This is a genomic window from Paenibacillus sp. Soil766, assembly GCF_001428105.1.
Classification (GTDB): domain Bacteria; phylum Bacillota; class Bacilli; order Paenibacillales; family NBRC-103111; genus Paenibacillus_E.
In genome coordinates, this window is record NZ_LMSJ01000059.1 from 95,527 (window position 1) to 120,827 (window position 25,301).

Sequence of the window (25,301 nt, forward strand, 5' to 3'; positions counted from 1 at the left end):
GCTATAGTGATGTTTTTCATCACTAAACCCCTCGAAATCGAGCCGGGGATGATTTTTCTCGAGCTATAGTGATGTTTTTCATCACTACAGAGCCATCACCCACACTCAAAAATACCGCGATGTAATCATCTTCTTTTTCGTATAAAATTCAACGCCATCTTTCCCGTTGGCATGCAAATCGCCGTAGAAGGAATCCTTCCAACCGGAGAAAGGGAAAAAAGCCATCGGCGCTGGCACCCCAACGTTGACGCCGAGCATTCCCGCTTCGACTTCTTCGCGGAATTGGCGCACAGCCTTCGCATTCTCGGTGTAAATCACCGCTGAGTTCCCGAAGCTGGATTGATTCACTAACGCCAACGCGCTAGTCAAATCCGCTGCGCGGAATAACGACAAGACAGGCCCGAATATCTCCTCTCTCGCAATGGTCATCTCCGGCTTGACATGATCGAATATCGTGGCTCCGAGGAAAAACCCTTCCCCCGCACACGCCTCCCCCATTCTACCATCGATCAGCAGATGAGCCCCTTCTGCGATCCCTTTCTCGATGTAGCTCGCAATCCGTATGAGCTGCTCATCTCGGATAACTGGAGTCAGTGTGACCTGCTCCTCCATCCCGCTACCAAGCACCATCTGAGCGGCAGCTTCCTTCAACCCGTCAATAAACGTATCCCCTTCGCCTACTACAACAACGGCAGAACATGCCATACAGCGTTGGCCAGCTGAACCGAACGAAGACATGACAATATTCTCGACCGTTTTCTCCATATGTGCATCGGGCATAACGATGTGATAGTTTTTGGCGCCTGCTAGGGCTTGCACCCTTTTACCAGCAGCAGATGCGCGTTCATACACATACTTAGCCACTGGCTGTGAGCCTACAAAGGATACCGCTTTGACAGAAGGTGCAGACGTCAGTGCATTAACCACGTCGTGTGAACCATGGACGACATTCAGCACACCATTAGGAAGTCCAGCTTCTTGCATCAATGCGGCTAATTTCATAGCTGTCAATGGCGTGCGTTCGGATGGCTTCAAAACGAAAGTATTCCCAAGCGCAATCGCGAGCGGAAACATCCAGCACGGCACCATCATCGGGAAGTTAAAAGGAGTGATACCTCCGACTACGCCTAGGGGCACCCGAAATAATTCAGAATCCATTTCTGCAGAAATATTTGCGAGTGTCGTGCCCATCATGTGGGACGGTGCACCTGCTGCAAATTCTACACACTCCATGCCGCGCAGCACTTCACCAAGTGCTTCTTTGTAGCTTTTCCCGTTCTCTCGCGTAATCAATTCAGCAAGTTCATGCTCATGAGCTTGAAGCAGCTGCCAATAATGAAACAATACGCGCGCACGTTTAGGAACAGGCGTTCTACTCCATGATTCATACGCATCTTGAGCTGCAGACACAGCTTGCTCTACATCACTAGTACTTGATAATGGCACTCGCGCAATCACTTTTCCTGTTGCAGGATTGATGACATCACTCATCACTCCACTTGTTGCGTCTACCCAAACGCCATTAATTAGATTTTGCAGCTCTGTCATCGCCATTCATCTCCTGGGGCAATAATTTTTCTCCAAAAATCATTGGACACATTGTATAATAAGGTACACATTCCCTTACTTTTCGCAATTACGTTAACTTTCCTAACATGAAAGTGGTGATTTCGCTTGGTACAGACTCTTTTGCAATTAACCGTGCACGATGTTTTGCAGCGCCCACTCTTTCATAAGGCTGAAGCGATTGCTACAGAAGAAGCACTAGCCCGTATAGTTCGCTGGGTTCACATCATGGAAGTTACGCAAGTCGGTCACCTTTTGAATGGAAACGAACTCATTCTTAGTACGGGAATTGGTTGGCACGATAAGGAAGAAACTAGCCTTTCGTTCCTGCAGCAATTGATCGATCGTGGTGCTTCAGGGTTGTGTATCGAGCTTGGTACCTATACGAAGCAGCCACTAGAGAGCATGAAGGCACTTGCCCTTCAAGCGAATTTTCCGCTTATTTTTTTCCATGAGGAAGTCCGATACATTGATATCACACAGGATTTACATACACATTTCATTCACCAGCATCATAAAATGGTATCCGATCTGGAATCCCTCTCCACCAAGCTTAATCAACTTCTTCTGTCAGGCAAAGGCTTGCAGCCGCTTCTCAAGCTGTTGCAAGAGACAACGCAAGCGCAGGTCGCTTTTTTTCCATTTGATTCGGATACCGCCGTTTTCGTCCCCTCCTTACCTAAAGGAGATGGCTCTGCCTTTTATGAGAAATGGATTCATGGCGAAATGTTTCATCTCTCTGAAGTCATAATCAAGCTAGCTCATCGCCCAATACTCGCATTGGAGCACTTGTTCGCAGACCTTCTACTATATGCCGAACAAGAGCTGAGCGAGTTCCAAATCCTTGCTTTGGATCGATGTGCGACCGCTATAGCTCAAGAGATGATGCGCACGACCTATATGGAAGAGAAAACCCGCTACAAACAGGATCTATGGGTGACCGAATGGTTAAGCGGCAAGCACACGCTTCAGGATATTCGTGACTATGTCATGTCCGTCAAACCGCCTATAAAACTAGGACCAATCACCCTTTGTGTCTTCGATAAAGCCGCAGGAAACAATGGTTCCAGAGAACAGGAAACACTCCTTATTCAGAAACAAATGATCGCCCGCTCCTTATTTGAAAGAGAAGGCTTTTATTTACTCCCTACGGTGTATGATCACCGAATCGTCTTCATCCTCTTAGATCAAATGTCCTCTGCTGCTAGTCATGAACGAATCTTACGGACCATCCAACGCTTACAAAAAACGCAAGAAACGCAAATTTTTCCATCTCTACTGGGGATTGGCCGAACCATTAACGATCCGCTCCACATTCAAGTCAGCTATGAAACTGCCTTAGAAACATTAGAGATCCAGAAGGATATCGGCGTACTCACTAAGCCTTTCTATCACGAGTTACACGTCTACAAAGTGATACTACTTATGAAGCAAAACGATCAACTTACTTCTTTCATTGACGGGTATCTCAGCGGTATTATCGCGTATGATCGTGAGAAAAATGGCCAGCTTTTGAAAACCCTACACATGTATCTAGCGCTATCCGGCTCCAAACAGGAAACAGCTAAAGAGTTGTTCATCGTTCGGCAAACGTTGTATCATCGGCTGGACAAAATTGCTGCGATCCTCGGAGACGATTTCATGCATCCGCAGAAGAGAATCGCGCTAGAGCTAGCTCTGCACGGATATGAATATTTGAACGGTTCCATCCATTAAGCTTTGGATTTACCTTGTGACAATAGCACATTAACGTAGTACTTCCTGGCGTTGGCCGTTGTCAAATGAAGCCTCGCTGTTTCACCACCGGGGTGTTCGAGGTCTAGCCATGCCCCTTCTAGATCCTCGAGCACACCGATGATTTTGAATTTCTGCGCGACATAGACGTCAAGCTTTTGCTTTTCCGATTGAAAAAGCTCAAATTCAGACATAAGGAGCACCTCCTTGGACCGTTTCTATCTTCGACGGAGTGACTTGCGCGGAGGGTGAAACATATGTGCCCCTCTTGATGAATTGACCATTTCCCGCTTCGCCCACGAATTGTTTATCCCGAATGACATAGGCTCCGCGAGACAATACCGTCACGGGCTCCCCTGTAATTTCAATGCCTTCGAACGGATTATAATCCACATTCATATGGTGGGTTTCGGCTGAAATTGTACGCTTCACATTCGGATCAAAAATCACAATATCTGCGTCCCCGCCAACTGCAATCGTCCCCTTTTTCGGAAACAAACCAAACAGCTTGGCGCTTCGGGTCGACACAATATCCACGAACTGATTCAGTGTAATTCGCCCTTTCCCTACTCCTTCAGAGAACAGAATAGAGAAACGGTCCTCGATACAAGGTCCGCCATTTGGAATTTTGCTGAAGTCCCCGAGACCTAAATCTTTTTGACCGTTAAAATTAAACGAACACTGATCTGAGCCCAACGTCTGCAATTGGCCCGTTTTTAAGGCATTCCACAGCACGTCTTGGTGAAACTTTGGCCGAAGTGGCGGGGACCACACATATTTCGCACCTTCGAAATCCGGCTTTTCCAAATAGGTTTGATCGAGCATGAGATACTGCGGACACGTTTCACCCCAGATATCGACACCGCGATTACGGGCATCCGTAATTTGCTGCACAGCCTCTTCACACGTCACATGCACGACATAGAGCTGCGAGTTGGCTAGTGCCGTGAGCTTGGCTGCACGCCCTGTCGCTTCACCTTCAATTAAGGATGGCCGAGTCAGCGCGTGATAAATCGGGTCCGTCTGACCCGCTTCGAGTGCTTCTTTGATTAAATACTCAATGACATCGCCATTCTCCGCATGTACCATCACGAGTGCTCCATGCTTTTTCGCCTCAAGCAAAGTCCGATAAAGTGTGCCGTCATCCGCTTGAAAGACGTTCTTATAGGCCATAAAAACCTTGAGTGACGTGATACCTTCATCATGAATCATACTCGGCAGCTCGGCCAGCACCTTATCATTGATTTCCGCAATCATGAGATGAAAGCTATAGTCAATGACGGCTTTGCCTTCTGCTTTCTGATGCCATGTCTGAACAGACTGATGGAGCGGTTTCCCTTTATTCGTCAAGCAAAAATCTATCACTGTCGTCGTTCCGCCAAATGCTGCAGCTATCGTGCCTGTCTCGAAATCATCGGCGGTGACCGTCCCGCCAAACGGCATATCCAGATGAGTATGCGGATCAATACCGCCAGGAAAAACATATTTCCCTGTGGCATCTACAATCTCTGCGCCTTCTCGCGAAAGGTTCAAACCAATCCCGGTAATAATGCCATCTTCGATGAGAACATCCCCTAGATAGTGATCCGTTGCAGTGACAATGGCGCCATTCTTAATGAGTTTGGCCATGACTACACAGCCTCCTTCTTATCGGTATCTTTTTCCCCGTTTAGCTTGGCAACAGCCGTTTGACGCTCGTTCCATGTCATTGGCTCCTCTGTTCCCTTCACCTCAACCATCGAGATTGCCCCATCTACGGGACATACAATCGCGCATAAGTTACATCCTACACAGTCCTCTTCCCTCACCTGCAAAAAGGACTTCCCTTGCTCATCTGTATGTCGCTCAATGCATTGATGCGAGGTATCCTCGCAAGCAATATGGCACTTATTGCAGTTAATACACGTTTCCGTGTTGATCTTCGCAACGACGGCATAGTTCAAATCCAAATTTCCCCAATCTGCATAGCGCGGGACGGATTTCCCGATTAATTCAGAGACGCTGGCTAAGCCTTTTTCATCCAAATAGTTGTTCAGCCCATCGATCATATCCTCTACGATCCGGAAGCCATGATGCATAGCGGCTGTGCATACTTGAACACCTGTTGCGCCCATGAGCATAAATTCAACCGCATCGCGCCAGTTGGAAATGCCGCCAATGCCAGAAATCGGAATATTCACCCCTGGATTACGCGCACAATCCGCGACCATATGAAGGGCAATTGGCTTCACAGCAGGACCGCAATAACCGCCATGTGAGCCTTTGCCGCCGACGTGTGGAATGGTATTCCACGAGTCAATATCAACACCAGCCAGCGAGTTAATCGTGTTGATGAGCGAGATCGCATCTGCCCCGCCACGAACCGCCGCTAAGGCTGTGCTCGTAATATCCGTTATGTTCGGCGTCAGCTTCACAATCACGGGTGTCTGGGCCGCTTCCTTCGCCCACATCGTTTGCGCTTCCACAAGGTCTGGCTGCTGTCCAGATGCCGCACCCATTCCACGCTCCGCCATACCGTGCGGACACCCGAAGTTCAATTCAAGTCCGTCCACACCTACGGCTTCGACCTTTTTGACAATCTCGTGCCACTTCTCTTGCTTGGGCTCAACCATCAGTGAAACGACCAAAGCATGATTAGGAAATCGCTTCTTCGTTTCATAGATTTCCTTCAGATTAACTTCAAGCGGACGATCGGTGATCAGCTCAATATTGTTAAAGCCCGCAACACGTTGTCCGTTGAAATGAACAGCAGCGAAACGAGAGGATGTATTGATAATGGGATCGCCAAGCGTTTTCCACACGGCACCTCCCCAACCCGCTTCAAAGGCTCGCTGAACCTGATACCCCGTGTTCGTTGGCGGAGCCGATGCCAACCAGAAAGGGTTGGGTGAACCAATTCCAGCTAGATTCGTTCGTAAATCAGCCATGTTGAATCCCTCCTGATTCTGAAATAACCCTGCCTAAGCTGATGCCTCTTGCCCCTTCACCAACTGCTTGTAAATCGCATATGCCGCCAGTTTACCTTGTTGAGCCGCTGAAACCACCATGGCTTCGCCCTGTCCATCTCCAAAAATAACATCGCCAGCTGCGAACACCTTCGGATTCGATGTCTTTCCTGCAGCTGCATCTACCAATGTCACTGTGCCCCGTGAATGAGCGAGTCCGAACTGTTCGATCAGCGATATATGCTTCGTCTGACCGATCGCCTTGATTACCGCGTCCACTTCAATGACAAATTCGGAATCCGCAAGGGGCACTGGCCGTTTACGCCCTCCATCTGACTCTAGAAGAAGTTCCATCCGCACACATTCGATGCCAATGACGTTCCCCTGCTCATCACCGAGGATCCGTTTCGGAGCCGTTAACCACTGAAAGGCCACACCATCAAGCTTCGCAAACTCATATTCAAAATCATAAGCTGTCATTTCTTCTTGTGTTCGTCTGTAAACGATTTGGACGTTATCTGCCCCAAGCCTAACAGAGCACGTAGCCGCATCTATGGCGGTATTCCCAGCGCCAATCACAGCAATTCGCTTCCCTACGAAAGATTCATCGAGATCTGGGGCTGTTTTCGTCGATTCTACGAAATCAATGGCGTCATAGACACCGGTCAATTCTTCTCCATCGATGCCAAGCATGGGTACTTTAGACATCCCAACCGCGAGCACTACAGCATCGAAATCACTCAACAATTCAGCAGCACTGACTTCAACTCCGACACGCGTGTTCATCCGAAACTCCACTCCAAGCTGCCTGACTTGTTCGACCTCCCACAGGGAGATTTCCTGCGGCAGCCGGAATGATACGATGCCATACGTATCCAAGCCGCCCCCTTGCTCCTTCGCTTCAAAAACCGTAACCTTGAAACCGAAGCGGGCTAGCTCACGAGCCGCCGCAAGTCCCGCAGGTCCGCTGCCCACGATCGCGACTGATTTACCATTACTTGCCCCTGCTTGAAATAAAATCTGTTCATTCTTGATCGCCCAGTCCGTTGCGTATCGCTGCAATTGACCAATTAAGATAGGCTTGGACGAATGATTGAGTACACAAGCCCCTTCGCATAATTCTTCAGTTGGACATACTCTCGAACAGGAAGCGCCAACTGGATTGGCATCCATAATCGTTCTAGCGGATCCTTTTAGATTGCCGGAGGCAATCTTTTTGATAAATGAAGGAATATCAATGCCTGTCGGACAGGCGTGCGTACAAGGAGCGTCATAACAGAACAAGCAGCGGTTGGATTCTTCGATTGCCTCTTTGGGCTTCATGCCAGCCTTCACTTCAGCAAAATTACGCTTCAACTCCGTTAGCGAAATAAATGTCGTACCCATCTTCGCTCCTCCTCCCTCATTTAAAGGTTCCACCTTTGTCTACTACGATCTGGCGGGCGGTTCGGTAAAGAAGCTCCGTCCCCAATGTAATATCCTCTGGGCTAGCATATTCCTTCGGATTGTGACTGATGCCCTCTAGGCAGCGCACGAAAATCATGCCGTAATCGCACACATAAGACATGGATAACGAATCATGGAAAGGACCGCTCATGAGCTCAGGCGGCTTCATCCCCATCAGACCTGCTTCTTTGTGCAGCGCAGCTTTGATCCAATTCGCGCAATAGCGTGGCTCGCTATTCGTATCTTCTCGAATCGTATAGGTGAGCCCATGCTCACAGGCTACGTTCTCGATGACACTTAGAAGTTCCGCTTCAAGTGCATTGCGACGACAGATATCGATGTCTCGTAAATCAATCGTAAAGCTTACCTTCTCAGGTATAATGTTACGAGAATCTGGAAATACCGTGAGTGAACCGACGGTTCCTACTGTTGGGGCGCCTGGCTCACGACGAACCAGCTCGTTCAGTGCAACGATGATCTTGGCACTGCCTAGCAGGGCATCATGTCGCATCGACATCGGCACAGAGCCGGCATGACCCGCGAAGCCCGTCATCTCTACGGTGAGCCATAATGGACCGGAGATTCCGCTCACGATACCGATCGGCTCATCGAGAGACTCCAAGACAGGTCCCTGTTCAATATGCAGCTCAAGAAAAGCGCCGATTCGGCCCTCTTGGAACGTATACCCTTCGAAATCCGCTGGATCACAGCCGAATGTGAGCAGTGCTTCTCGGCGAGTGACGCCGTTTTTGTCCGTACGTTCCAACTCATCTGCTTCGAGCTTACCCGTCATGCCCCTAACACCGAACAACCCTTTATTGAAACGACTGCCTTCCTCATCACAGAAAGCAACAACTTCGACGTTACATGCGGGTGTCACGCCTTGTTCTATCATCGTTTGTACCGCTTCTATCGCGCCAAGCACACCGATGGCCCCATCAAATCGCCCCCCATAGGGCTGTGAATCCACGTGCGAACCGAGCATTAGCACAGACGCCTGTGGATCGCTCCCGCGCCACACGCCAATCAGATTAGCAAAAGGATCGATATACGCCTCCATTCCGGCTTCTTCCATCCAGGATTTCACAAGCTCCACACCCGCACGATCTTCCTTCGAAAGAGCAAGTCTACAGACGCCAGTTTCGCCGATTTTCCCAATTTGCGCTAGTTCATGTATGTGCTGTCCTAGACGTTCTGCGTTGATTTGGATAGGTGATATTGTCGACAAGTATGATCATCCTTTCTCTTGCTCGTTACCAAACACAGTGAGTAAGGTTTCAATAATGAAATTCACATCTTCATCCGTAGAGGATAATGGCGGACTGAGCGTAATGATATTGGCATAGCCAGGAACGGTATCCCCGTTCTTACCAACGAGCAGTCCCTTACTTTTACATGCAAGAATAATAGTAGTTACCCGTTCTACGGAAGCGGGAATCTTCGATTTACGATCCTCGACCAGTTCAATGCCCATCGCTGAGCCGAAAATACGAATTTCACCGACATGAGGATGCTCATTCAACGGCTCTAATCGAGCTCTGAAAGCTTGCCCAATCTCAGTTGAACGTTCAACAAGTCCCTCACGCGCAATAATGTCGAGATTCGTTAAGGCCACCTTACAAGAAACAGGATTTCCACCAAATGTATTGACATGTCTAAAATGGCTAGTCGCTTCTTTCTCTTTGAAAGAATCGTATAATTCGGCCGATACAGCAGTGGCTGAAAGAGGCGAATAAGCGCTTGTTAACCCTTTGGCCATCGTGACGATGTCCGGTCGTACCCCATAATTCTGATGACCGAAAGGCTTGCCCGATCGCCCAAAACCACAAATGACTTCATCTACGATCAGTAAAACATCATATTTATCACAAATACTTCTTACCGTCGGTAAATAATCGTCATGCGGAACAAGCATTCCCCCGCCAGTAATTACAGGTTCCAGAATTACACCAGCGACAGAATCTGCTCCCTCCCACACAATGGCATTCTCGATCGCTTTGGCACATTGTAAGCTGCAACTTTCTTTCGTTTGTCCGAATGGACAACGATAACAATATGGCGGGGGAACATGCTGGAAGCCTACCCCAAGCGGTTCATATTTCAGCTTTCGCTGCGCTTGACCCGTTGCTCCCAACGCGCCCATGGAATTCCCATGATACGACCGGTGACGCGAAATAAACTTATGTTTACTCGGTTTGCCATTCTGATGGTGATATTGACGAGCGATTTTGAATGCGACTTCATTCGCGTCTGATCCTGAATTGGAGTAAAAAATCCGGTACTCGCCTTCGAGCCATTCATTTAATTTCGCCGCTAACTCTATTGCCGGGATATGAGATTGAACCATTGTTGCATAAGCAAGCTTCATCATTTGCTCAGCGGCTGCTTCGGCAATTTCTCGCCTACCATGACCTACGTTCACGCACCATAACCCTGACATACCGTCCAAATATCGATTGCCATCAATATCTGTCACCCAACTGCCTTCGCCAGAAGCGATGATCATAGGATTCTCATTATGTGCAGACATATGATGCCATACATATTTGCGATCTTTCTCTAACAGCTCCTCTTTAATCAATGGATCAACGTCATTTTGAGCGCTCATAAGCAGTCCCTCCATCTCTTGTCCATTCGTTCTTATTCTATTTCTATGTTCAAAAAGAGGATGTCATCCCTAGCTTTGTTTATATTTTTCAATTGGTAGATTTGGTATTAGCAGGTTTGTACAGTGGGGGGTTAATGAAAGGGAATTTTAGCATTGTTGAAAAGTTACTCTTCAGAGGGTTCATTTCCCTCTTAAACAGACTTTCGAATAACAGCGGTCTCCTCCTTCTATCCGTTTAGCTTAACGTTATCTATTTGTGAGTATTCGTAACCCTATATGTTATATTATATCTCGAATCTTTGGATTTTCACTATACATAGTGTTCCTAAATTGGCGTCGATATTTGACATAGTGTAAAATCACTCATATGGTAATTACATAACTTATATTATGTAAACAAATTACCGCCGCAACGACTATATCCATATATTGTTCATATTCTCTATTTCTTCATTTTGATAGAATGAGTACGTAACCACTATCCGACATCTAGGAGGAAGACGATGAAAAAGCTTATTCTTACAACAGTTGTTGCTACTAGTCTTATGTTCGGTGGAAGTGTAAGTGCTGCGCCTTCCAATACTTACATAGCCACGGATTCCGACACGTTCTGGTCCATTTCACAAAAGTTTAACGTGCCCCTTTCTGATCTTATCGCAAGTAATCCTACAGTGAATGCAGATAACATTTATGAAGGCGTTATCATAACTATCCCTTCGAAGGCAACTACCAAAGCAAGCTGGGAAGTCAAAGCCGATGCGATCATTGCCGTAGGGATGAAACAATTAGGCGTGCCCTATGTTTTTGGTGGCAGCACACCTTTTGTAGCGTTTGATTGCTCTGGATTTGTGCAATATGCGTTTAATCAACAAGGTTTTAATTTGCTTCACTCTGCCGCTTTGCAAAGTCAATTAGGAACGCCTGTGGCGAAGAGCGACCTTCGCAAAGGTGACCTCATTTTTCTACAAGGAACCTATACGACTGGTGTTTCCCATGTTGCTATCTATCTAGGCAATAATCAAATTCTTCAAGCTGGGACAATGGGAACAAGAGAAGTGAAAATTAGCACTTTATTTGGTACTCCTTATTATGATGCGCATTATTGGGGAGCACGCCGTTTGATTAACTAACTGACTCGCCATATACATTCTATGTGGTAAAAAAGCCGGTATTTACCGGCCTTTCCTATATCTTTCCTCTTATTTACGATGAGCTAACCCGTGACGGTTGGTTCTAAGATAGTCAGTTTATTCGTGTACGTATCGAGTTCAGCCATCGCCCCAATAGGTATGGCCGCTTTGTAATAGCCGTGGGCCGTACTAAAGTTAGTCAAAAGTGGTTTACCTAAAGGTACGATAATTCCTGAAATTAAATCATAGTAGGTTGTCGCATAGGAAGTCGTACAATTCGTACATTGTCCCATTACGATCCCTACGCAATCTCGAAATTTACCTGCCATTATTAATTGCGTCAAATAACGGTATATCGTATTCGACGGCTCATGTGTCTCTTCGATGACGATAATTGTACCTACTGTATTGACTTCGAAAGGTGTTCCCAGTGTACCAACCAATGAAGTAAGGTTTCCACCAACAATACGACCTCTCACCGTCCCCTTCACAAGACCATACAACGGCATATTCGGCGGATTTTGAATGACTTTTGGACTTAAGAGTGTCGATGTCGCCGCATAAAATTGATCGAAGTTATAAGCTGGTGTATTGGGATTAAAATCAATTAACAACAGACTTTGAAATGTAATGAGATTCGCAAATTGATATAAAATATTTAATAAAATCGTGATATCACTATAACCCGAAACGATTTTCGGGTGACTATTAATGAGGGTATAATCGAGGAGTGGCAATATATCTTTAACCCCTGTACCACCTCGTGTAGGGAGAATCATACTGACGTTCGGATTGAGAAACATATTCATCAGGTCTTCCGCTCGCTGAGTTGCTGTAGCTGCAACGATCCCTCCATATGCATAGGCATATTTGCCCACGACAACTTGAAACCCCATCTCACCGAGTGTCGCTATTCTAGCATCAATTTCGCTTGCATCAAGTGGGCTTCCTAATGTAACAATGCCAATGGTATCTCCACTTTGTAAGATGGGTGGGCGTATCGCCATCGCTATACCTCCTACCAATGACATGAAAGAAAAGGAACTACTCCTCAATCCCTTTTATGCTACGAATTAGCGAATTATGACAACTCTCCTATTTAGTTTAGATACCCATCCCGACTGGAATAAAGGCCGAAACACGATTCATGGCTTCCTGCTTTTGTTTATCCCCTACATGCGTGTATATTTGGGTCGTTTGAATACTGGCATGTCCTAACAATTCTTGCAGCGTTCGGATATCCGTCCCAGCTAACACTTGCATCGTTGCAAATGTATGCCTCAGCTTATGGCTGGAGAATGATTTCCCCTTCAGCTCCATATATTGCCCTTTCAATTGCCCGAATTGTTTCTCTGCAATCGCTTGAATCATTCGTATACTAATGCGTCGACCGAATTGGGATACAAAGAACGGCTGCTCGCTCCCACCCCTCGTCTCCAGTCGCTCAACTAGCGCGCGCTCAAGCACATGGACGATTTCACTGGGGAGCGGGATGACACGCCACTTCCGACCTTTCCCTAAGACCATCAATGAATTCGTGCCGCGATTAAAATCCGAAATATTCATGCGATGTAATTCGCTGACGCGAAGTCCGGCATAGCTCATCAAGAGGAACATGGCTACATTGCGAATCTGATATTTTCCTTCGATGGATTGCAGAAAGACAGAGAGTAGTTCCTCACTCAGAAAGGTCGGAACCGAATTCTTCTCTACCTTCGATTTCTTGACGACGATCGAAGGATTGTTCTTTATCATCTGCAGTTCGATGAGTGCTGAGAAAAATGTTCGGATCGATGAAAGATAGCGATTCCTCGCGGCATCCCCCGCCCCACCTTGGCGCATCTTTGTCAAGAATCGCATAATATCAATCGCCTCAATTGTAGCCAACTCTTTCTCTCCTAGGCTTATCAGAAATAAGCGAACATCTCCCAGATACGCTTGTTGTGTTCGTTTCGTAAACCCCTGATCTTTCATCCAGGTGTCAAAAAGCTCCAAATACTCGTCATCATATGTGAATCTAGTATCCATTCTAGTAAACTCCGTCCGTTAAAAACTAAATTGCGTTAAATATAGATTTAGTGCAATTTTTGCGTAAATAAAATGCGGTCAAATTCCGCAAATTTCATGAAAATTAGATCAAATTTGCGTTTGACCGCTATAAAGATTAGTCCCGCGGATATTCTACTTTCATAATATCCATAAATGGTACTTTATCCAACTCACCGTCTCTTGTCTCCATATGTACGCGCCCGGTACGAGAGTCCATCGTTTTGATCTGACCGCGAACTCCTTCTTCACGACCCCAAACTGTAAGAAGAATCTCCGAATTTTCCATCTTCGCTTCCGAGAGTTGATTCCCAATCTCTTCCAAAACAAACTCATCCCGAGTCGGTCTTTTTGCTACTTTTGCTTTCGCCATGCTTGCTTCCCCCAATGTTCTGCATCACCTAGCCGGCGATAAAATTTGTTTGACTCTTCCCACTTGTCCATCGACCAGTCGTACTTTAATCCCATGCGGATGCGTCGGCGAATTGGTCAACAGATCTTTTACAATACCATGTGTCAATTTACCACTGCGTTGATCTTGCTTCAAAACAATATTAACTTCTATTCCCGGCGTCACGTCTTTTCGATTTTGCCCGTTCATGCTAGTGTAATCGCCTGCTTTCTTTCCACTTTGTGTGCTTCATTATAACATATATTGTGCGTATACCCCATATTTAAGTACATGGATTATTAAACCCTTTCGGACAGTGTGCCAAATCACTACAATGAGGTAAACTAGAAAGAAAATCTGCTTAATAAGGTGATTTGTCCTTCCAATTACTCCCCCGGGAAGTAATTAATGATATTAATCATTAATATCATTAATTCATATAATTCCCAAATTTATGTGCGTAATCCCCCATTTCGTGCCTTTTCCTATTGAAATAATCTGTTTAATTCATATAATTATGACTGTGGTCATTATTTGACTGAGGTCACCTTAAAATCGATCAATTTGAAGTTGTGTGGCTTTGGCATTTAACAATGAAAGGTTGGGATGAAATGATTATCATTGGTATTTCCGTTTTAATTTTACTTTTTATTGGCGGTGTCCATATGTACTGGGCATTTGGAGGTAGATGGGGCAGTCAAGTTGCTACTCCAACGTTGGAGAATTCGAATAAACGATCATTCCGTCCCGGTAGAGCCGCTACAGTTATCGTCTCTCTTCTTTTAGTTAGTGTCGCGGTACTGTTAAGTATTCAAGGACAATTACTGCCCTTTCCTTCGTACTTCTGGGTTACTTGGGGTTGTTGGATTTCGGTTTTCGTATTCGCCCTAAGGACGATTGGGGATTTCAAATATTTTGGTGTATTTAAAAGAGTCAAAGGCTCACGTTTCGCAAAATACGATACGTTCTTTTTTACTCCACTTTGTATTTGGCTAAGTTTCTCATTTTACTATTCAATTCTGCGGTTTGGAGGCTGAACTGCATGAGCAAGAGAACATTCATGATCGTAGGCGGCGGAATCGCAGGAATTACAGCAGCTATTGCACTCCAACAGTCGGGTGAAGATGTGAAAGTCTATGAACGTTTCCCAGAAGTTCGAATGGCTGGCGCAGGAATAACCATTGCTCCAAATGCTCTCAAAGCACTTGAGCAATTAGGTTTGGCAAAAATTATTATCGATAACGGTCAAGTTAGCCGTGGTGGGATGGCCATTTTGAATGAGAAAGGCGCTGTTCTTTCAGAACTTCGAGAGTTACATTATGAGTACCCCATGATCTCCATTCATCGTGCTGATCTTCATCGAATTTTGTTGGGAGCGCTCCATCCAGAAACGGTTGAAATGGGCAAAGAGCTCCAAAATGTACGATATGAACAAAATAAAATTGTTCTATCCTTCATGGGTCAGACGACAGCATCCGGTGACTTTTTAATTGCGGCAGATGGGATTCATTCCCCTGTTCGGAAGCAACTGTTCGATGATGCTCCATTAAGATACGCAGGTTATACTTGTTGGCGAGGTATTGCAGATCGTTGGAATAGCCAACAACAACCGAATCGTTTCACAGAAACTTAGGGACCTCGCGGCCGCTTCGGGATCATTCCGTTACCCAAGGAAAAGACCTACTGGTATGCCTTAGTGAACGAAACGGCGGACAGCATGTTGTATCAACATTTTCAAATCAGTGATTTAATCGCCAAATTCGGCAATTTTCATGCACTGACATTGGAAATCTTATCAGCTACGACTGACTCCAATGTGATTCACAGTGATATCAATGATATTAGACCTCTTACTCGCTTCACTGATGGACGTTCCCTCCTGATCGGAGATGCTGCACATGCAATCACACCAAACTTAGGGCAAGGCGCTTGTCAAGCCATTGAAGACGGTGTCGAACTTGCCCGCTGTTTACAGAAACATTCGGGAATACCCCGTGCATTCCATCACTTTGAACAACTCCGTAGACAAAGAACACACCAAATTTCCAAACGATCCTTGGCTATTGGAAAGCTAGCGCAATTGGAAAATCCGTTTCTTTGCGGACTACGCAATCTCATGATGCGAGTGGCACCGACCTCCATGCAAATGAAGCAGCTTGAATCCTTGTATAACGTCAATTTTAATGATTGAATGATACCTCTTGCTTTCTCTCACCTATAACTACTTTCATTCTTACCTCACTTTTACTAGAGAAATACGGAATCAACAGGGATGCCATCTTTCCATGGGTTGACTATTCATATACAATAGAAATAGTTAATGTCATTAATTCACACTTAATCATCGATATCACGGAGTCAGCTCGGAAGGAATGTATGTTATGCCTAGGTTCATGGACGATACGATAAGTCCTTATCCACTTCGAATCATTACTTTACCTATCGATGCCAGTAAATTGAAACTGCAATCCCTACGGATTCTACACGTTGGACATCTCCCCGGTCGGATTATGTATCGCGGACATGCCACATTTGAGAGCTTTGCCATTGTATATATTGCAGGAGGCAAGGGAACTTACCGAGTCAATGACGGACCTGTTCAAAAAGTAGAAAGCGGCAGCCTATTCTTCTTCCGCCCAAATCAGTTTTATCAATACGGCCCCGAACCCGGCGGCTTCTGGGATGAGTATTATTTTACGCTCGAGGGCAGCCGTGTGCTGGAATGGCAGAATAGTTGGTTAACGGATTTGGATCAAGTGAAGCATGTTGGTAATGAGGATGCTGCCCAGCATAATCGCATTGAGCGCATATTCATTGGGATGGAAAGTGGCATTCCTGCTAATATTGATCGGGCAGCTTTACTTATTGAGACATTGCTTTTTGAATTCATTCAGCGGGCTGAAGCCACAACGGAAACAACGAAGACTGGGCAGTTTATCAATCTTATCAACGAGCTTAGCGATTCGTTATATCAACCATTTGATGCACAAAGCATTGCGAAACGACATCACATTTCACTCTCTACCCTTCGAAGAATCGTCAGTGATTATTCTGGCTATCCGTTAAATACCTATATGCATAGAATGAAAATGGCTGAAGCCAAAAATATTTTATTAAATACGACTATTTCCGTAAAGGAAATTGCCGACTCGCTAGGTTACAAAGACGTCTTCTACTTCTCGCGAATTTTTAAAAAGTATGTAGGAGTCTCGCCTCATATTTTCCGAAATACGATGCACACCTAGTTGCTAAAATTTCCGACTACTTAGCACGACTTGTCACATTGCTGCATATGATAGATTGAAAGCAAATCTTCGTATGTGGGGGTGAATCAGACATGGCACTTACACTATCGGGTTTAATGCTTTATGCAATGTGGCTTGTCTTAGGAGTCATGGGTCTTAGCTTCGTAGTAGAATTGTTCAAATCGTTCTCAGCTGGCACGTTTTCTAGCTCTTCGATTACAAATTACTTGAGAGACCTTTTGTACTTTGTGTTCCCATTATTCTTACTTTCCAACTTGATGCCGCTAGATCATACCGATTACATTATCAAAATCGCCTATTATATCGGTGCGCTTGGCGTCGTTTATCATTATGTTGGAGGATACTTCAAAAAATAAACCTGCAATCGCATTCACAACAGCTGCTGAGTCGCTCAGCAGCTTTTTTTATGTACTAAAAAACTGTTCACCTTTAGGTAAACAGCTTTTCAAGCCCCTTTAAAACCGAGGTAAATTCGATAAATTATTGCTTGGATCTCCATCTGGATACGAACGTAAAGTTTTCTCTCCTTTACGATTTACCCCCGTATTCGCATCTTCAATTAAATCTGCTTCCGTCATCTCAATTGCAGTTTGAACATCGACCACTTGGCCATTTTGAAATTGAACAGCTTCGATACTTCCATTTTCATAATGTACGGACTGGATCATGGCTTTATTCGGATCAATCGTATGTGGACCACTATTACGACGTCGCGGCATCATGCTTCCTCCTTTATCTTCCTATAAGGTGTTTAACCCCACGAAGGTGGGGCTTCATTTTCAGCTTCATTCCGATACTATGACTGTGTAGACTCACTTTGGGATTTAATTTCCTGCTTCAGGTCTTCTGTCTTCTGCTGCGCTTGCTTGATTTGATTTTGAAGATCTTCTACCTGCTGCTCGGCCTCCGAAAGTGCCGCCGCTGTAGCTTGTGAATAGATTTGCTGAGCAACCTGCAAGGTTTGTTCGGCTGCTTGCTCTGCTTTTTGGGCTACATCTTTGATTTGTGCTAAACCAAGTTCCTTTTGTTGCGGCATGGTAATACCCCCAGCTGATGTTTTGCATACCCAATTAATGTAGGCAACCTAGTCCTTTTTTATTCGGGCAAAAGATAAGCATGTGTGCTTAACTGATCAGCTAAAAGGTTGGTCGGTACGATGAATTCCGGTGTTCCCATATAGCCGGGTGTAACCTCATATTTTTGAAACACGATAACAAGCTTCCCGTCGCTATTGATATAAAAACTTTGATCCTTTTTTATCGACTTAAAATAAAATTTTACATCATTCGGAACACCTTCCACCCAATACACTTTGGCGGGATCATCCTTCATACGTTGTATCATTTGAGCCTTAATCGAGTCACTGATCACTTGAATATATCCGTCATCTTTATATAAGCTTGGTAATGATATTAGTAACTGATTTTTCTTATCAATCGTGTCATATTGGAAAGTTGTAGACGAAGAAGCCGCTGTGTTAACTACATATCTACCTACTGAGAAGATCTGATCATTGTCCGTTTTAACGATATACCCGCTATCTACCCCAAGATGTCCCTCTAATCCACTTGCTTTCATCTTCTCAATGTCAATCATGAAATCTGTATAGAGCTTCTTGCTTTCTTCCATGTATTTCGTATTTAGGGACTCCTCCAAGGCTTTGTTATCCAAATTCGTGATAATAGGGACTTCTACTTTTGCTTTATTTGCACCATCATCATACTGAAATTCTCGAAATGTCAAAACTTTGATCAGTTTGCCAACGACGGGCATATCAACTAATGACCCAGCGAAAGCTGGGCTCGTGTTAAGACCCACAACAAATACAACAGCTGCTGCCGCGATAGCTACTGATGACCACTTCAGATTCATCCTAGGCTTTTTTCTATGTTGTTTTATCGCTTGATTGACAATGAAATCGAGTTCGGCAGGAATAGGTATGTCCATATAGGTTTGTTTCATTTGTTCTAACTTCTCGTCCATGGTTAGTTTACCTCCACAAGCGTATCATCGTTCATTTTTATCCGTAAAAGCTTAAGTGCTTGGTACAGCCGAGTCTTAATCGTACTCGTGTTTTCTTTTAGCACATCTGCAATTTCATCGATCTTCAAATCTTCGAAATAGCGAAGCGTAATCACACTTCGATACATAGCAGGTAAATCTTCTAATGCTCTCTCCAAGTCAATATCCGTGTAGGCATCTTCACTGCCAGGCGTTATCGCTTCCATTGTCACATCATCCATAACGGTAAGTTTCTTATGTTTACGCAAGAAATCTAATGAGGTATTGACGACAATTCGGTAAAACCAACTTTTTATGGCCACATGGCTTTTCAACGAATCTGAGGCTGCTAAAGCTTTCTGAATCGCCTCTTGCACGATGTCGAGTGCATCCTCTTGATTTTTCACATAGCTATAGGCAAGACGATATACATGCTCCTTATGCTCCGTTATACAGGTAATGAGTTCATTTTCTAGCTTCCTATTCGTAGTCATATCGTTGATGACGCTCCTTTTACCGCGCGGTTAATCAGATTTGAATCATGTTGTAGCTAAGACGTATAGGAGTGCCAAATAGTTTGATTTCGAAGCCTACCATTTTAGGGAATCCACTGGTATACTAACAGCAAGACGCTTATGAGGTGAACCGCTATGAATATTATTAAAGTCAAAGACCGCCATGAGTTAGATCGACGAGTCCCTTCGATGCCTTGGTATATTGAGAAATTTATTAATTATAAGCTTCCTGATCTTTCACCCTCATCACTTCTTGAATATGTACGTGATTATGAAATTTTCCTCTCATGGCTTCTTGCCGAGGGATTAAGCACAGCGACCGTAATGAATCAAGTCCCACTTGAGGACTTAGAGCGACTACATATGGACAGCGTTAATAATTTTCGCATGTTCCTTGCGACTCGTAAAGCACAAGCTAATGGTAAAACTACGATTAACCGTAAATTGTCTGCACTGCGCTCCTTATTTCATTATTTGAGTCAAATTGCCGAAGATGATAACTTCTACCCGCTCCTGAAACGAAATGTGATGGCGAAGGTAGAGATTAAGCGAGCGCATAAGGCCAAAGACAGCGCAGCGAAGCTCGAAGGCAAGTTGCTGCAGGAAGATGAAATTGCAGAGTTCATTGCTTATGTGAAAGATGGCTATGAGCACGATATAGCAACGAATAAACAAGCACTATACGCCTATGAGTTAAATAAGGTCAGAGATGCCTGTATCGTTACGCTGATCCTCAATTCAGGACTTCGTGTATCTGAGGTGTTTAACCTGAATGTCGATGATATCGATATGAAATTGAAACTCGTCCATGTGTATCGAAAAGGTAAAAATGACGATACGTTCAAAACGCCAGTCTACTTCCGTCTCGATGCCATTCAAGCCATCACGGACTACTTGAGGATACGCTCCTCCCGATACAAGCCAGCCAAAAAAGAAAAGGCCCTCTTCATTGCCATGGCCAATGGCAAAAAAGAAGGCGAGCGTATGACGAAACGAGCAATTCAAGAGCTTGTGATCAAATATGCAAAACGATTTGGTAAGCCGTACTTATCTGTACATAAATTGCGACACTCGTTCGCCACGGATTATTACTTACAGAACGACTTGTACAAAACGCAAGAACAGCTCGGCCATGCTTCTCCTGAGACCACACAAATCTATGCACATCTCACGGATCGTACAATGTCTGAAGCGATTGACAAGCGTGCGGAGTCTTAAGGCTGTTAATACCCCACACTCGGCACTACTATTGTGTAAATTATCCAGCCATGTTGTTGATAGAGTGAATGGTATCAAATACAGAAATATGATCTACTTTACCCGTAGATTTGGGAATAATAAATTTGAGTTGAAATTCTTGTGAAGCTTTATAAATATAAATGGTATCATCACCATTGACTTTGGTGTCAGTTGGCTTGCCTAAAGCTTGTTCAATCTGACTTAACGTCAGTGTATGCAACTTTGGATCATTCGAGCGAATATCTATGATTTGACTTCCCTTATTAAAACCAATAACAGCATTCTTCTTTGTGTAGGTCGCGTAAATTCCACTACCCGCTGATTCTGACTTATCAGCCTTTCCCCACGATTTATCGACATCGTCAGTAAGTCCAGTATTGGCTGCAAACGGAATGCCGTTAACTTTACCTGATTTGGCAAGCTCCAACATATCTTTAATTTGCTTAGATACCGTACTTGCACTTGTAGTTGACGAAGGCATCGGTGATGAAGTAGGAGCCGCGGAAGCACTAACAGTAGGACTTGCAGTTGGACTAGCCACTGAAGTTGTTGCAGGTGTAGCGGATGGGGATGGTGACGAGCTCGGACTTGGAGTCGTCGTATTGGACGCCGAGTCTTGTGTTGAAGAACATGCCGTCGCTAAGAGCATTGTCGACAAAATCAACGTATATATTGTAGTTTTTCTCTTGTATGTTTTCATAGTAATCTCCTTTAATTGATTTAGTTACAGTTTACTAACGAAGTACCTACATAAAAAGTTGCAACTCATGAAATAAAACAAACCATAAGGGAATAATCCCCTATGGTTTGTTTTGGTTAGAATTGGCAACATTATTTCAAGATTTTCTCAATCGCTGCTAATTCTTCTGGAGCAAACTCCAGATTTTTAAGAGCGGCAACATTCTCCTCAATTTGTGACACGCGACTTGCACCAATCAAAGCTGACGTAACACGCTCGCCGCGAAGTACCCAAGCCAGTGACATCTGTGCTAAGCTTTGACCACGAGAGCTTGCCAACTCGTTTAGCTGAATAATTTGGTTGAGCTTGTCTTCTGTGATATCCTTCTCTTTCAAGAATTGACTCTTTCCGCCAGCTCTCGAATCCGCAGGGATTCCATTCAGATATTTATTCGTTAGCAAGCCTTGAGCAAGCGGGCAAAAAGCAATACTTCCAGCACCGAAATCATCCAATACATCCTGTAAACCTTCTTCGATCCAGCGATTCATCATACTATAGGCAGGTTGATGGATAAGAAGTGGTGTCCCCAAACCTTTGAGAATGGAAGCCGCTTCTTTCGTTTGCTCAGCAGAATAGTTGGAAAGTCCAACATAAAGCGCCTTACCTTGACGTACGATTAAATCCAAAGTCGCCATCGTTTCTTCAAACGGTGTGTTCGGATCTGGGCGGTGAGAGTAGAAAATATCTACATAGTCTAGGCCCATTCTTTTCAAGCTTTGATCCAAGCTGGAAACCATGTTTTTCTTGGAGCCCCACTCGCCATAAGGACCTTCCCACATGTGGTAACCTGCTTTTGTTGAGATAATTAATTCATCGCGATATGCTGCGAGGTCACTTTTAAGCACACGTCCCATTAATTCCTCAGCAGAGCCTGGCGGTGGGCCATAGTTATTCGCTAAGTCAAAGTGTGTAATCCCCAAATCAAAAGAACGCAGCAACATAGCTCTTCCGTTCTCATGTAAATCTAAACCTCCGAAATTATGCCACATGCCGAGTGAGATTGCAGGAAGCTTCAACCCCGATTTTCCAGTACGATTATATTTCATTTCTGCATAGCGTGTTTGACTTGCTTGATAGACCATGATAGTCCTCCTTCACATTTCTATGTAACCTGAATTTGGTATGAAACATATGTATTCACTAAAGTTTTCACAAATATCCTTCTTCCTATGTACCAGTATAGTTCAAGCCTGTCAACAATAAAAGAACTGAAAAAAACGTGTCTTACTAACCTTAAGGTTAGTATGGCACGTTTTATAGATTAATTCTGATCTAAACGTAGTAAGGTGTTGTGCTCTTGGAGCCATTTCGTTTTCTCATACGTATTGCCAATAATATCGACCAGCACGCCTTGTGGATCTACCCCATCCAAGTATCGCCCAAGGAAATGAATGAAAACATCAAGTCTACGAAGCTCGATTAGCAGGGGTAATATCCTAATTTCTTCTTGTGATAATTGGACAAATTGACAGTAACCTTCATAAAATGCTTTGCTATTCCTTCTGAGCCTATCCTCGGAAAGCATCGGGTCAATAAGATCGGACAAACAAACGGCAAGTTCCATAACCCTCGCATCGATCGTCACAAATTCAAAATCAAGAATGGCAACAAAACGCCCCTCATCATCCACCAGCATGTTGGAACCGTTAATATCGCCATGGACGAGTTGATGCGGCAGCTGACGAATGGTGGGAATGGCGCTAAACAATGCCATGTAACGATTAAATATATAAGCAAGTTCGTCCTGCTGTGCGATGAACGGCTCAGGCGGTTGCAGCGCGAAAGCTTGAATCGCATCTGGCTTGCAGCTAGGATGAATATGTTCTATTTCATAGTAAGGAGCGTACTCCGGTTTATCTGCTATTGAAATCTTGGCTAGGGAAGCAGATAATTGTCCTGCCGCTTTCCCCATCTCTTTCAGTTGACTTATACCTAATTCGATTGGATTATGACCTTCTGTAAAAGTAAACAAGGCAGCAAGCTTCCCATCATCATCTTCCCCTAAAGTCACCACAGTTCCCCCAGTTGGCAGCTCTAGAGGTATTGGAATTTCGAAAGGAAGCTCCTCCTTCATTTCAGCTAAACGAAGCAATACGCTATGCTCAAACTTAATTTTGTTCCGGTCACGATGCGTTTCATACAGTCGTAGAACATATGTACGATCCTCTACCTCAACGAATCGTGTTGTATTATTCATCCCGCCTGCCCCAACACGAAGCGTCCATGTTTGGTCCCCGAACCAATTAGCTGGGAGTAATGCTAATTGTTCCTCTTTTTCAATGACTCGCATAATACCCTGACTCAGCTCCTCTCTTAAACTTGATTGTCACCTTCTACCGCGAATTCAAAATCCTCTACATCGAAAGCCTCGACAGGTATGGCATACTCCACTAATCGCTCAATAAAATCAAATTGATCCGTTAATAACACAGCTTGCTCTTTCAATGAGGTCAAAATTAATTCCGTTTCGATGGGATCAAATTGATCCCCATAAGCTTCATTATCTATTGCATACACAATTTTCAATGTCACATGCTCATTTATTGGTAAAGGAGGGCTTTTTCCCCAAGGCATGGACAACGCTTTTTCAATTTTTTTCTTATTAAAAGATTCCTCAAAAAATGCAATGAGCTCACCGATCATTTGTTTGACAAAACCATCATCTTCATGTTCTAACATAATCGGTTCAGGGCTGCTATGCAGTTCATATAATTCTTGAATGGTCGTGTAAGGAATCAAATAGGTCACAGGCTTTGATGGCAGCATGAGCTGGCCATGCACGGCTAACATCACAGCTTCGATAATAAACGTTTTGCTCATGGAGTCCCCCCCTAATGCTACAATCATCATTCAGCAATACTTCGCTAAGAATACTCGGAAACCCTTTTTTTCACATAGAAACACATCGTACCCTTGCCTCATAAAATTAAACCGTTAGCCCCCAAGATCGCTTTGACCATTCGAGCTAACGGTTCATAACCAGCTTATAAACTACCATCGAACACCTCATTGTCTTCATAAAGAGGTCGATATGGTTTCTTAGAGAAGCGATTCGCATAGGCGGATGCCACATAACAATCGGGTTTAATGACCGGAACCATCCCGACAGATTCCACCCGTCTCACCATTTCTTGGACGAATTTTGCCGTCCGATTTCTATTCTCGTCATCTCCCGCATCAATATGAATGAACATATCGAACGTGGCACCTTGATACAGATGAGGAAGAATAATATTTTCCATATCTAATCGCTTGTTTTCGTCAAAATACATCGCAATCTCTTCACTTAACGTCGTTTCCATCGAAAGCTTTTCTTTGATGGAGTGAAGGGCTCTTGGTACGATGACTTGACGATAACATGCCCACGCTCCTTTCCCTAGCCGCTGGATCACTACGCCGGTAATGAATTTCGTATGACCTGTGTGTACCTGACAATCCGTACCTATAATGAATTTATAGGTTGCCACAGGGTCAAGACGCATGAAATGGAGAATACGCTCGTGCACGGTATCCAGGTTAAGTCCTCTTTCTGCCCGATTCCTAAATTCCAGTGGTTGGTTCGTCGTCGAAGGTTTCAAAGATAAGGCTCTCCCTTTCTCCTTAAACTATAGAAAAAGGCGGATGCTCAAGGCAGCACCCACCTTTAATATAGTATATGGCAAACCTTGCCTGTTC

Annotated in this window: 29 protein-coding genes; 9 read left to right on the plus strand and 20 right to left on the minus strand. The window is 44.5% G+C overall.

The window, feature by feature from the left end; all coding sequences use genetic code 11:
* Positions 1 to 105 precede the first annotated feature (105 nt).
* Entirely contained in the window at positions 106 to 1,548 is a 1,443-nt protein-coding gene (locus tag ASG89_RS33105; protein ID WP_414813325.1) for a CoA-acylating methylmalonate-semialdehyde dehydrogenase, read from the minus strand.
* A 126-nt stretch (positions 1,549 to 1,674) separates the two neighbouring features.
* On the opposite strand from ASG89_RS33105, the gene ASG89_RS33110 reads away from it, so the two are divergent.
* Positions 1,675 to 3,282: a PucR family transcriptional regulator gene (locus tag ASG89_RS33110; protein WP_057315605.1), complete on the plus strand. Its 1,608-nt coding sequence runs from the start codon at positions 1,675 to 1,677 to the stop codon at positions 3,280 to 3,282.
* Here the strand turns inward: ASG89_RS33110 and ASG89_RS33115 are convergent.
* Genes ASG89_RS33115 through ASG89_RS33140 form a run of 6 tightly spaced genes read right to left on the minus strand, consistent with a single transcriptional unit; the run spans position 3,279 to position 10,299 of the window.
* The gene (locus ASG89_RS33115; protein WP_057315606.1) at positions 3,279 to 3,494 is read right to left on the minus strand and encodes a hypothetical protein; all 216 of its coding nucleotides are present in this window, start codon (positions 3,492 to 3,494) and stop codon (positions 3,279 to 3,281) included. The genes ASG89_RS33110 and ASG89_RS33115 overlap by 4 nt on opposite strands.
* On the minus strand, positions 3,487 to 4,929 hold the full coding sequence (gene hydA / locus ASG89_RS33120) for a dihydropyrimidinase (RefSeq protein ID WP_057315607.1): 1,443 nt from the start codon (positions 4,927 to 4,929) through the stop codon (positions 3,487 to 3,489). The genes ASG89_RS33115 and hydA overlap by 8 nt, the downstream gene beginning before the upstream one ends.
* A gap of 2 nt (positions 4,930 to 4,931) precedes the next feature.
* The gene (gene preA / locus ASG89_RS33125; protein ID WP_057315608.1) at positions 4,932 to 6,227 is read right to left on the minus strand and encodes an NAD-dependent dihydropyrimidine dehydrogenase subunit PreA; all 1,296 of its coding nucleotides are present in this window, start codon (positions 6,225 to 6,227) and stop codon (positions 4,932 to 4,934) included.
* Between the two features lie 33 nt (positions 6,228 to 6,260).
* On the minus strand, positions 6,261 to 7,631 hold the full coding sequence (locus ASG89_RS33130; RefSeq protein WP_057315609.1) for an NAD(P)-dependent oxidoreductase: 1,371 nt from the start codon (positions 7,629 to 7,631) through the stop codon (positions 6,261 to 6,263).
* A 16-nt stretch (positions 7,632 to 7,647) separates the two neighbouring features.
* Positions 7,648 to 8,919 (minus strand): M20 family metallo-hydrolase, encoded by a 1,272-nt coding sequence (locus tag ASG89_RS33135; protein WP_057315610.1) that lies wholly within the window; start codon positions 8,917 to 8,919, stop codon positions 7,648 to 7,650.
* Between the two features lie 6 nt (positions 8,920 to 8,925).
* Positions 8,926 to 10,299 (minus strand): aspartate aminotransferase family protein, encoded by a 1,374-nt coding sequence (locus ASG89_RS33140; protein WP_057315611.1) that lies wholly within the window; start codon positions 10,297 to 10,299, stop codon positions 8,926 to 8,928.
* A gap of 503 nt (positions 10,300 to 10,802) precedes the next feature.
* On the opposite strand from ASG89_RS33140, the gene ASG89_RS33145 reads away from it, so the two are divergent.
* Positions 10,803 to 11,429, plus strand: coding sequence for a LysM peptidoglycan-binding domain-containing C40 family peptidase (locus tag ASG89_RS33145; protein ID WP_057315612.1), 627 nt, complete (start codon positions 10,803 to 10,805; stop codon positions 11,427 to 11,429).
* An 83-nt stretch (positions 11,430 to 11,512) separates the two neighbouring features.
* On the opposite strand, the gene ASG89_RS33150 is transcribed toward ASG89_RS33145, so the two are convergent.
* From ASG89_RS33150 to ASG89_RS33165, 4 genes are all read right to left on the minus strand, one after another.
* Complete coding sequence (locus tag ASG89_RS33150) at positions 11,513 to 12,436, minus strand: S66 peptidase family protein (protein WP_057315613.1); 924 nt, start codon at positions 12,434 to 12,436, stop codon at positions 11,513 to 11,515.
* A 97-nt stretch (positions 12,437 to 12,533) separates the two neighbouring features.
* Entirely contained in the window at positions 12,534 to 13,457 is a 924-nt protein-coding gene (locus ASG89_RS33155) for a tyrosine-type recombinase/integrase (RefSeq protein ID WP_057315614.1), read from the minus strand.
* Positions 13,458 to 13,593: 136 nt separating this feature from the next.
* Positions 13,594 to 13,848: a YolD-like family protein gene (locus ASG89_RS33160; RefSeq protein WP_057315615.1), complete on the minus strand. Its 255-nt coding sequence runs from the start codon at positions 13,846 to 13,848 to the stop codon at positions 13,594 to 13,596.
* Positions 13,849 to 13,872: 24 nt separating this feature from the next.
* Complete coding sequence (locus ASG89_RS33165) at positions 13,873 to 14,076, minus strand: YwbE family protein (protein ID WP_057315616.1); 204 nt, start codon at positions 14,074 to 14,076, stop codon at positions 13,873 to 13,875.
* Positions 14,077 to 14,459: 383 nt separating this feature from the next.
* Here ASG89_RS33165 and ASG89_RS33170 point away from each other — a divergent pair, with 383 nt between their 5' ends.
* The 5 genes from ASG89_RS33170 to ASG89_RS33185 all read left to right on the plus strand — a co-directional run bounded on the left by ASG89_RS33170 (position 14,460) and on the right by ASG89_RS33185 (position 17,488).
* On the plus strand, positions 14,460 to 14,903 hold the full coding sequence (locus ASG89_RS33170; RefSeq protein ID WP_235550019.1) for a DUF3995 domain-containing protein: 444 nt from the start codon (positions 14,460 to 14,462) through the stop codon (positions 14,901 to 14,903).
* Between the two features lie 5 nt (positions 14,904 to 14,908).
* Positions 14,909 to 15,499, plus strand: coding sequence for an FAD-dependent monooxygenase (locus ASG89_RS38085; RefSeq protein WP_235550020.1), 591 nt, complete (start codon positions 14,909 to 14,911; stop codon positions 15,497 to 15,499).
* An 84-nt stretch (positions 15,500 to 15,583) separates the two neighbouring features.
* Positions 15,584 to 16,057, plus strand: a complete 474-nt coding sequence (locus tag ASG89_RS38090) for an FAD-dependent monooxygenase (protein WP_235550021.1) — start codon at positions 15,584 to 15,586, stop codon at positions 16,055 to 16,057.
* A 202-nt stretch (positions 16,058 to 16,259) separates the two neighbouring features.
* Entirely contained in the window at positions 16,260 to 17,111 is an 852-nt protein-coding gene (locus ASG89_RS33180; protein ID WP_057315756.1) for a helix-turn-helix transcriptional regulator, read from the plus strand.
* 92 nt (positions 17,112 to 17,203) lie between these two features.
* Positions 17,204 to 17,488, plus strand: coding sequence for a hypothetical protein (locus ASG89_RS33185; protein WP_057315618.1), 285 nt, complete (start codon positions 17,204 to 17,206; stop codon positions 17,486 to 17,488).
* Between the two features lie 99 nt (positions 17,489 to 17,587).
* On the opposite strand, the gene ASG89_RS33190 is transcribed toward ASG89_RS33185, so the two are convergent.
* The 4 genes from ASG89_RS33190 to ASG89_RS33205 all read right to left on the minus strand — a co-directional run bounded on the left by ASG89_RS33190 (position 17,588) and on the right by ASG89_RS33205 (position 19,627).
* Entirely contained in the window at positions 17,588 to 17,854 is a 267-nt protein-coding gene (locus ASG89_RS33190) for a DUF3892 domain-containing protein (protein WP_235550022.1), read from the minus strand.
* 74 nt (positions 17,855 to 17,928) lie between these two features.
* Positions 17,929 to 18,168, minus strand: a complete 240-nt coding sequence (locus tag ASG89_RS33195; RefSeq protein ID WP_057315619.1) for a hypothetical protein — start codon at positions 18,166 to 18,168, stop codon at positions 17,929 to 17,931.
* Positions 18,169 to 18,227: 59 nt separating this feature from the next.
* The gene (locus tag ASG89_RS33200; protein ID WP_057315620.1) at positions 18,228 to 19,115 is read right to left on the minus strand and encodes an RsiV family protein; all 888 of its coding nucleotides are present in this window, start codon (positions 19,113 to 19,115) and stop codon (positions 18,228 to 18,230) included.
* A 2-nt stretch (positions 19,116 to 19,117) separates the two neighbouring features.
* The gene (locus ASG89_RS33205) at positions 19,118 to 19,627 is read right to left on the minus strand and encodes an RNA polymerase sigma factor (RefSeq protein WP_057315621.1); all 510 of its coding nucleotides are present in this window, start codon (positions 19,625 to 19,627) and stop codon (positions 19,118 to 19,120) included.
* A gap of 156 nt (positions 19,628 to 19,783) precedes the next feature.
* On the opposite strand from ASG89_RS33205, the gene xerS reads away from it, so the two are divergent.
* Entirely contained in the window at positions 19,784 to 20,866 is a 1,083-nt protein-coding gene (gene xerS / locus ASG89_RS33210; protein WP_057315622.1) for a tyrosine recombinase XerS, read from the plus strand.
* Positions 20,867 to 20,906: 40 nt separating this feature from the next.
* Here the strand turns inward: xerS and ASG89_RS38095 are convergent, their stop codons facing one another.
* Positions 20,907 to 21,317, minus strand: coding sequence for a YjgB family protein (locus tag ASG89_RS38095; protein WP_235550023.1), 411 nt, complete (start codon positions 21,315 to 21,317; stop codon positions 20,907 to 20,909).
* Between ASG89_RS38095 and ASG89_RS38100 the strand changes: the two genes are divergently transcribed.
* Entirely contained in the window at positions 21,301 to 21,606 is a 306-nt protein-coding gene (locus ASG89_RS38100) for a hypothetical protein (RefSeq protein ID WP_235550024.1), read from the plus strand. The genes ASG89_RS38095 and ASG89_RS38100 overlap by 17 nt on opposite strands.
* Positions 21,607 to 21,718: 112 nt before the next feature.
* Here ASG89_RS38100 and mgrA read toward each other — a convergent pair whose 3' ends face one another.
* The 4 genes from mgrA to ASG89_RS33235 all read right to left on the minus strand — a co-directional run bounded on the left by mgrA (position 21,719) and on the right by ASG89_RS33235 (position 25,204).
* Positions 21,719 to 22,708 carry an L-glyceraldehyde 3-phosphate reductase gene (gene mgrA / locus ASG89_RS33220; RefSeq protein ID WP_057315624.1) on the minus strand — a complete coding sequence of 330 codons (990 nt, stop codon included), beginning with the start codon at positions 22,706 to 22,708 and terminating at the stop codon, positions 21,719 to 21,721.
* Between the two features lie 179 nt (positions 22,709 to 22,887).
* A complete protein-coding gene (locus tag ASG89_RS33225; RefSeq protein WP_057315625.1) occupies positions 22,888 to 23,916 on the minus strand; it encodes a phosphotransferase in 1,029 nt (342 codons plus the stop codon).
* A gap of 23 nt (positions 23,917 to 23,939) precedes the next feature.
* A complete protein-coding gene (locus ASG89_RS33230) occupies positions 23,940 to 24,446 on the minus strand; it encodes a hypothetical protein (protein WP_057315626.1) in 507 nt (168 codons plus the stop codon).
* Between the two features lie 164 nt (positions 24,447 to 24,610).
* Positions 24,611 to 25,204, minus strand: coding sequence for a ribonuclease H-like YkuK family protein (locus ASG89_RS33235; protein ID WP_057315627.1), 594 nt, complete (start codon positions 25,202 to 25,204; stop codon positions 24,611 to 24,613).
* Positions 25,205 to 25,301 lie beyond the last annotated feature (97 nt).

Excerpts from the sequence above, each read along its gene's own strand:
- ASG89_RS33105 (WP_414813325.1), bottom strand. The coding sequence starts at position 1,548 with ATGACAGAGCTGCAAAATCTAATTAATGGCGTTTGGGTAGACGCAACA.
- ASG89_RS33115 (WP_057315606.1), bottom strand. The coding sequence starts at position 3,494 with ATGTCTGAATTTGAGCTTTTTCAATCGGAAAAGCAAAAGCTTGACGTC.
- hydA (WP_057315607.1), bottom strand. The coding sequence starts at position 4,929 with ATGGCCAAACTCATTAAGAATGGCGCCATTGTCACTGCAACGGATCAC.
- preA (WP_057315608.1), bottom strand. The coding sequence starts at position 6,227 with ATGGCTGATTTACGAACGAATCTAGCTGGAATTGGTTCACCCAACCCT.
- ASG89_RS33130 (WP_057315609.1), bottom strand. The coding sequence starts at position 7,631 with ATGGGTACGACATTTATTTCGCTAACGGAGTTGAAGCGTAATTTTGCT.
- ASG89_RS33140 (WP_057315611.1), bottom strand. The coding sequence starts at position 10,299 with ATGAGCGCTCAAAATGACGTTGATCCATTGATTAAAGAGGAGCTGTTA.
- ASG89_RS33145 (WP_057315612.1), top strand. The coding sequence starts at position 10,803 with ATGAAAAAGCTTATTCTTACAACAGTTGTTGCTACTAGTCTTATGTTC.
- ASG89_RS33150 (WP_057315613.1), bottom strand. The coding sequence starts at position 12,436 with ATGGCGATACGCCCACCCATCTTACAAAGTGGAGATACCATTGGCATT.
- ASG89_RS33155 (WP_057315614.1), bottom strand. The coding sequence starts at position 13,457 with ATGGATACTAGATTCACATATGATGACGAGTATTTGGAGCTTTTTGAC.
- ASG89_RS33160 (WP_057315615.1), bottom strand. The coding sequence starts at position 13,848 with ATGGCGAAAGCAAAAGTAGCAAAAAGACCGACTCGGGATGAGTTTGTT.
- ASG89_RS33165 (WP_057315616.1), bottom strand. The coding sequence starts at position 14,076 with ATGAACGGGCAAAATCGAAAAGACGTGACGCCGGGAATAGAAGTTAAT.
- ASG89_RS33170 (WP_235550019.1), top strand. The coding sequence starts at position 14,460 with ATGAAAGGTTGGGATGAAATGATTATCATTGGTATTTCCGTTTTAATT.
- ASG89_RS38085 (WP_235550020.1), top strand. The coding sequence starts at position 14,909 with ATGAGCAAGAGAACATTCATGATCGTAGGCGGCGGAATCGCAGGAATT.
- ASG89_RS38090 (WP_235550021.1), top strand. The coding sequence starts at position 15,584 with ATGTTGTATCAACATTTTCAAATCAGTGATTTAATCGCCAAATTCGGC.
- ASG89_RS33180 (WP_057315756.1), top strand. The coding sequence starts at position 16,260 with ATGGACGATACGATAAGTCCTTATCCACTTCGAATCATTACTTTACCT.
- ASG89_RS33185 (WP_057315618.1), top strand. The coding sequence starts at position 17,204 with ATGGCACTTACACTATCGGGTTTAATGCTTTATGCAATGTGGCTTGTC.
- ASG89_RS33190 (WP_235550022.1), bottom strand. The coding sequence starts at position 17,854 with ATGATGCCGCGACGTCGTAATAGTGGTCCACATACGATTGATCCGAAT.
- ASG89_RS33195 (WP_057315619.1), bottom strand. The coding sequence starts at position 18,168 with ATGCCGCAACAAAAGGAACTTGGTTTAGCACAAATCAAAGATGTAGCC.
- ASG89_RS33200 (WP_057315620.1), bottom strand. The coding sequence starts at position 19,115 with ATGGACGAGAAGTTAGAACAAATGAAACAAACCTATATGGACATACCT.
- ASG89_RS33205 (WP_057315621.1), bottom strand. The coding sequence starts at position 19,627 with ATGACTACGAATAGGAAGCTAGAAAATGAACTCATTACCTGTATAACG.
- xerS (WP_057315622.1), top strand. The coding sequence starts at position 19,784 with ATGAATATTATTAAAGTCAAAGACCGCCATGAGTTAGATCGACGAGTC.
- ASG89_RS38095 (WP_235550023.1), bottom strand. The coding sequence starts at position 21,317 with ATGTTGGAGCTTGCCAAATCAGGTAAAGTTAACGGCATTCCGTTTGCA.
- mgrA (WP_057315624.1), bottom strand. The coding sequence starts at position 22,708 with ATGGTCTATCAAGCAAGTCAAACACGCTATGCAGAAATGAAATATAAT.
- ASG89_RS33225 (WP_057315625.1), bottom strand. The coding sequence starts at position 23,916 with ATGCGAGTCATTGAAAAAGAGGAACAATTAGCATTACTCCCAGCTAAT.
- ASG89_RS33230 (WP_057315626.1), bottom strand. The coding sequence starts at position 24,446 with ATGAGCAAAACGTTTATTATCGAAGCTGTGATGTTAGCCGTGCATGGC.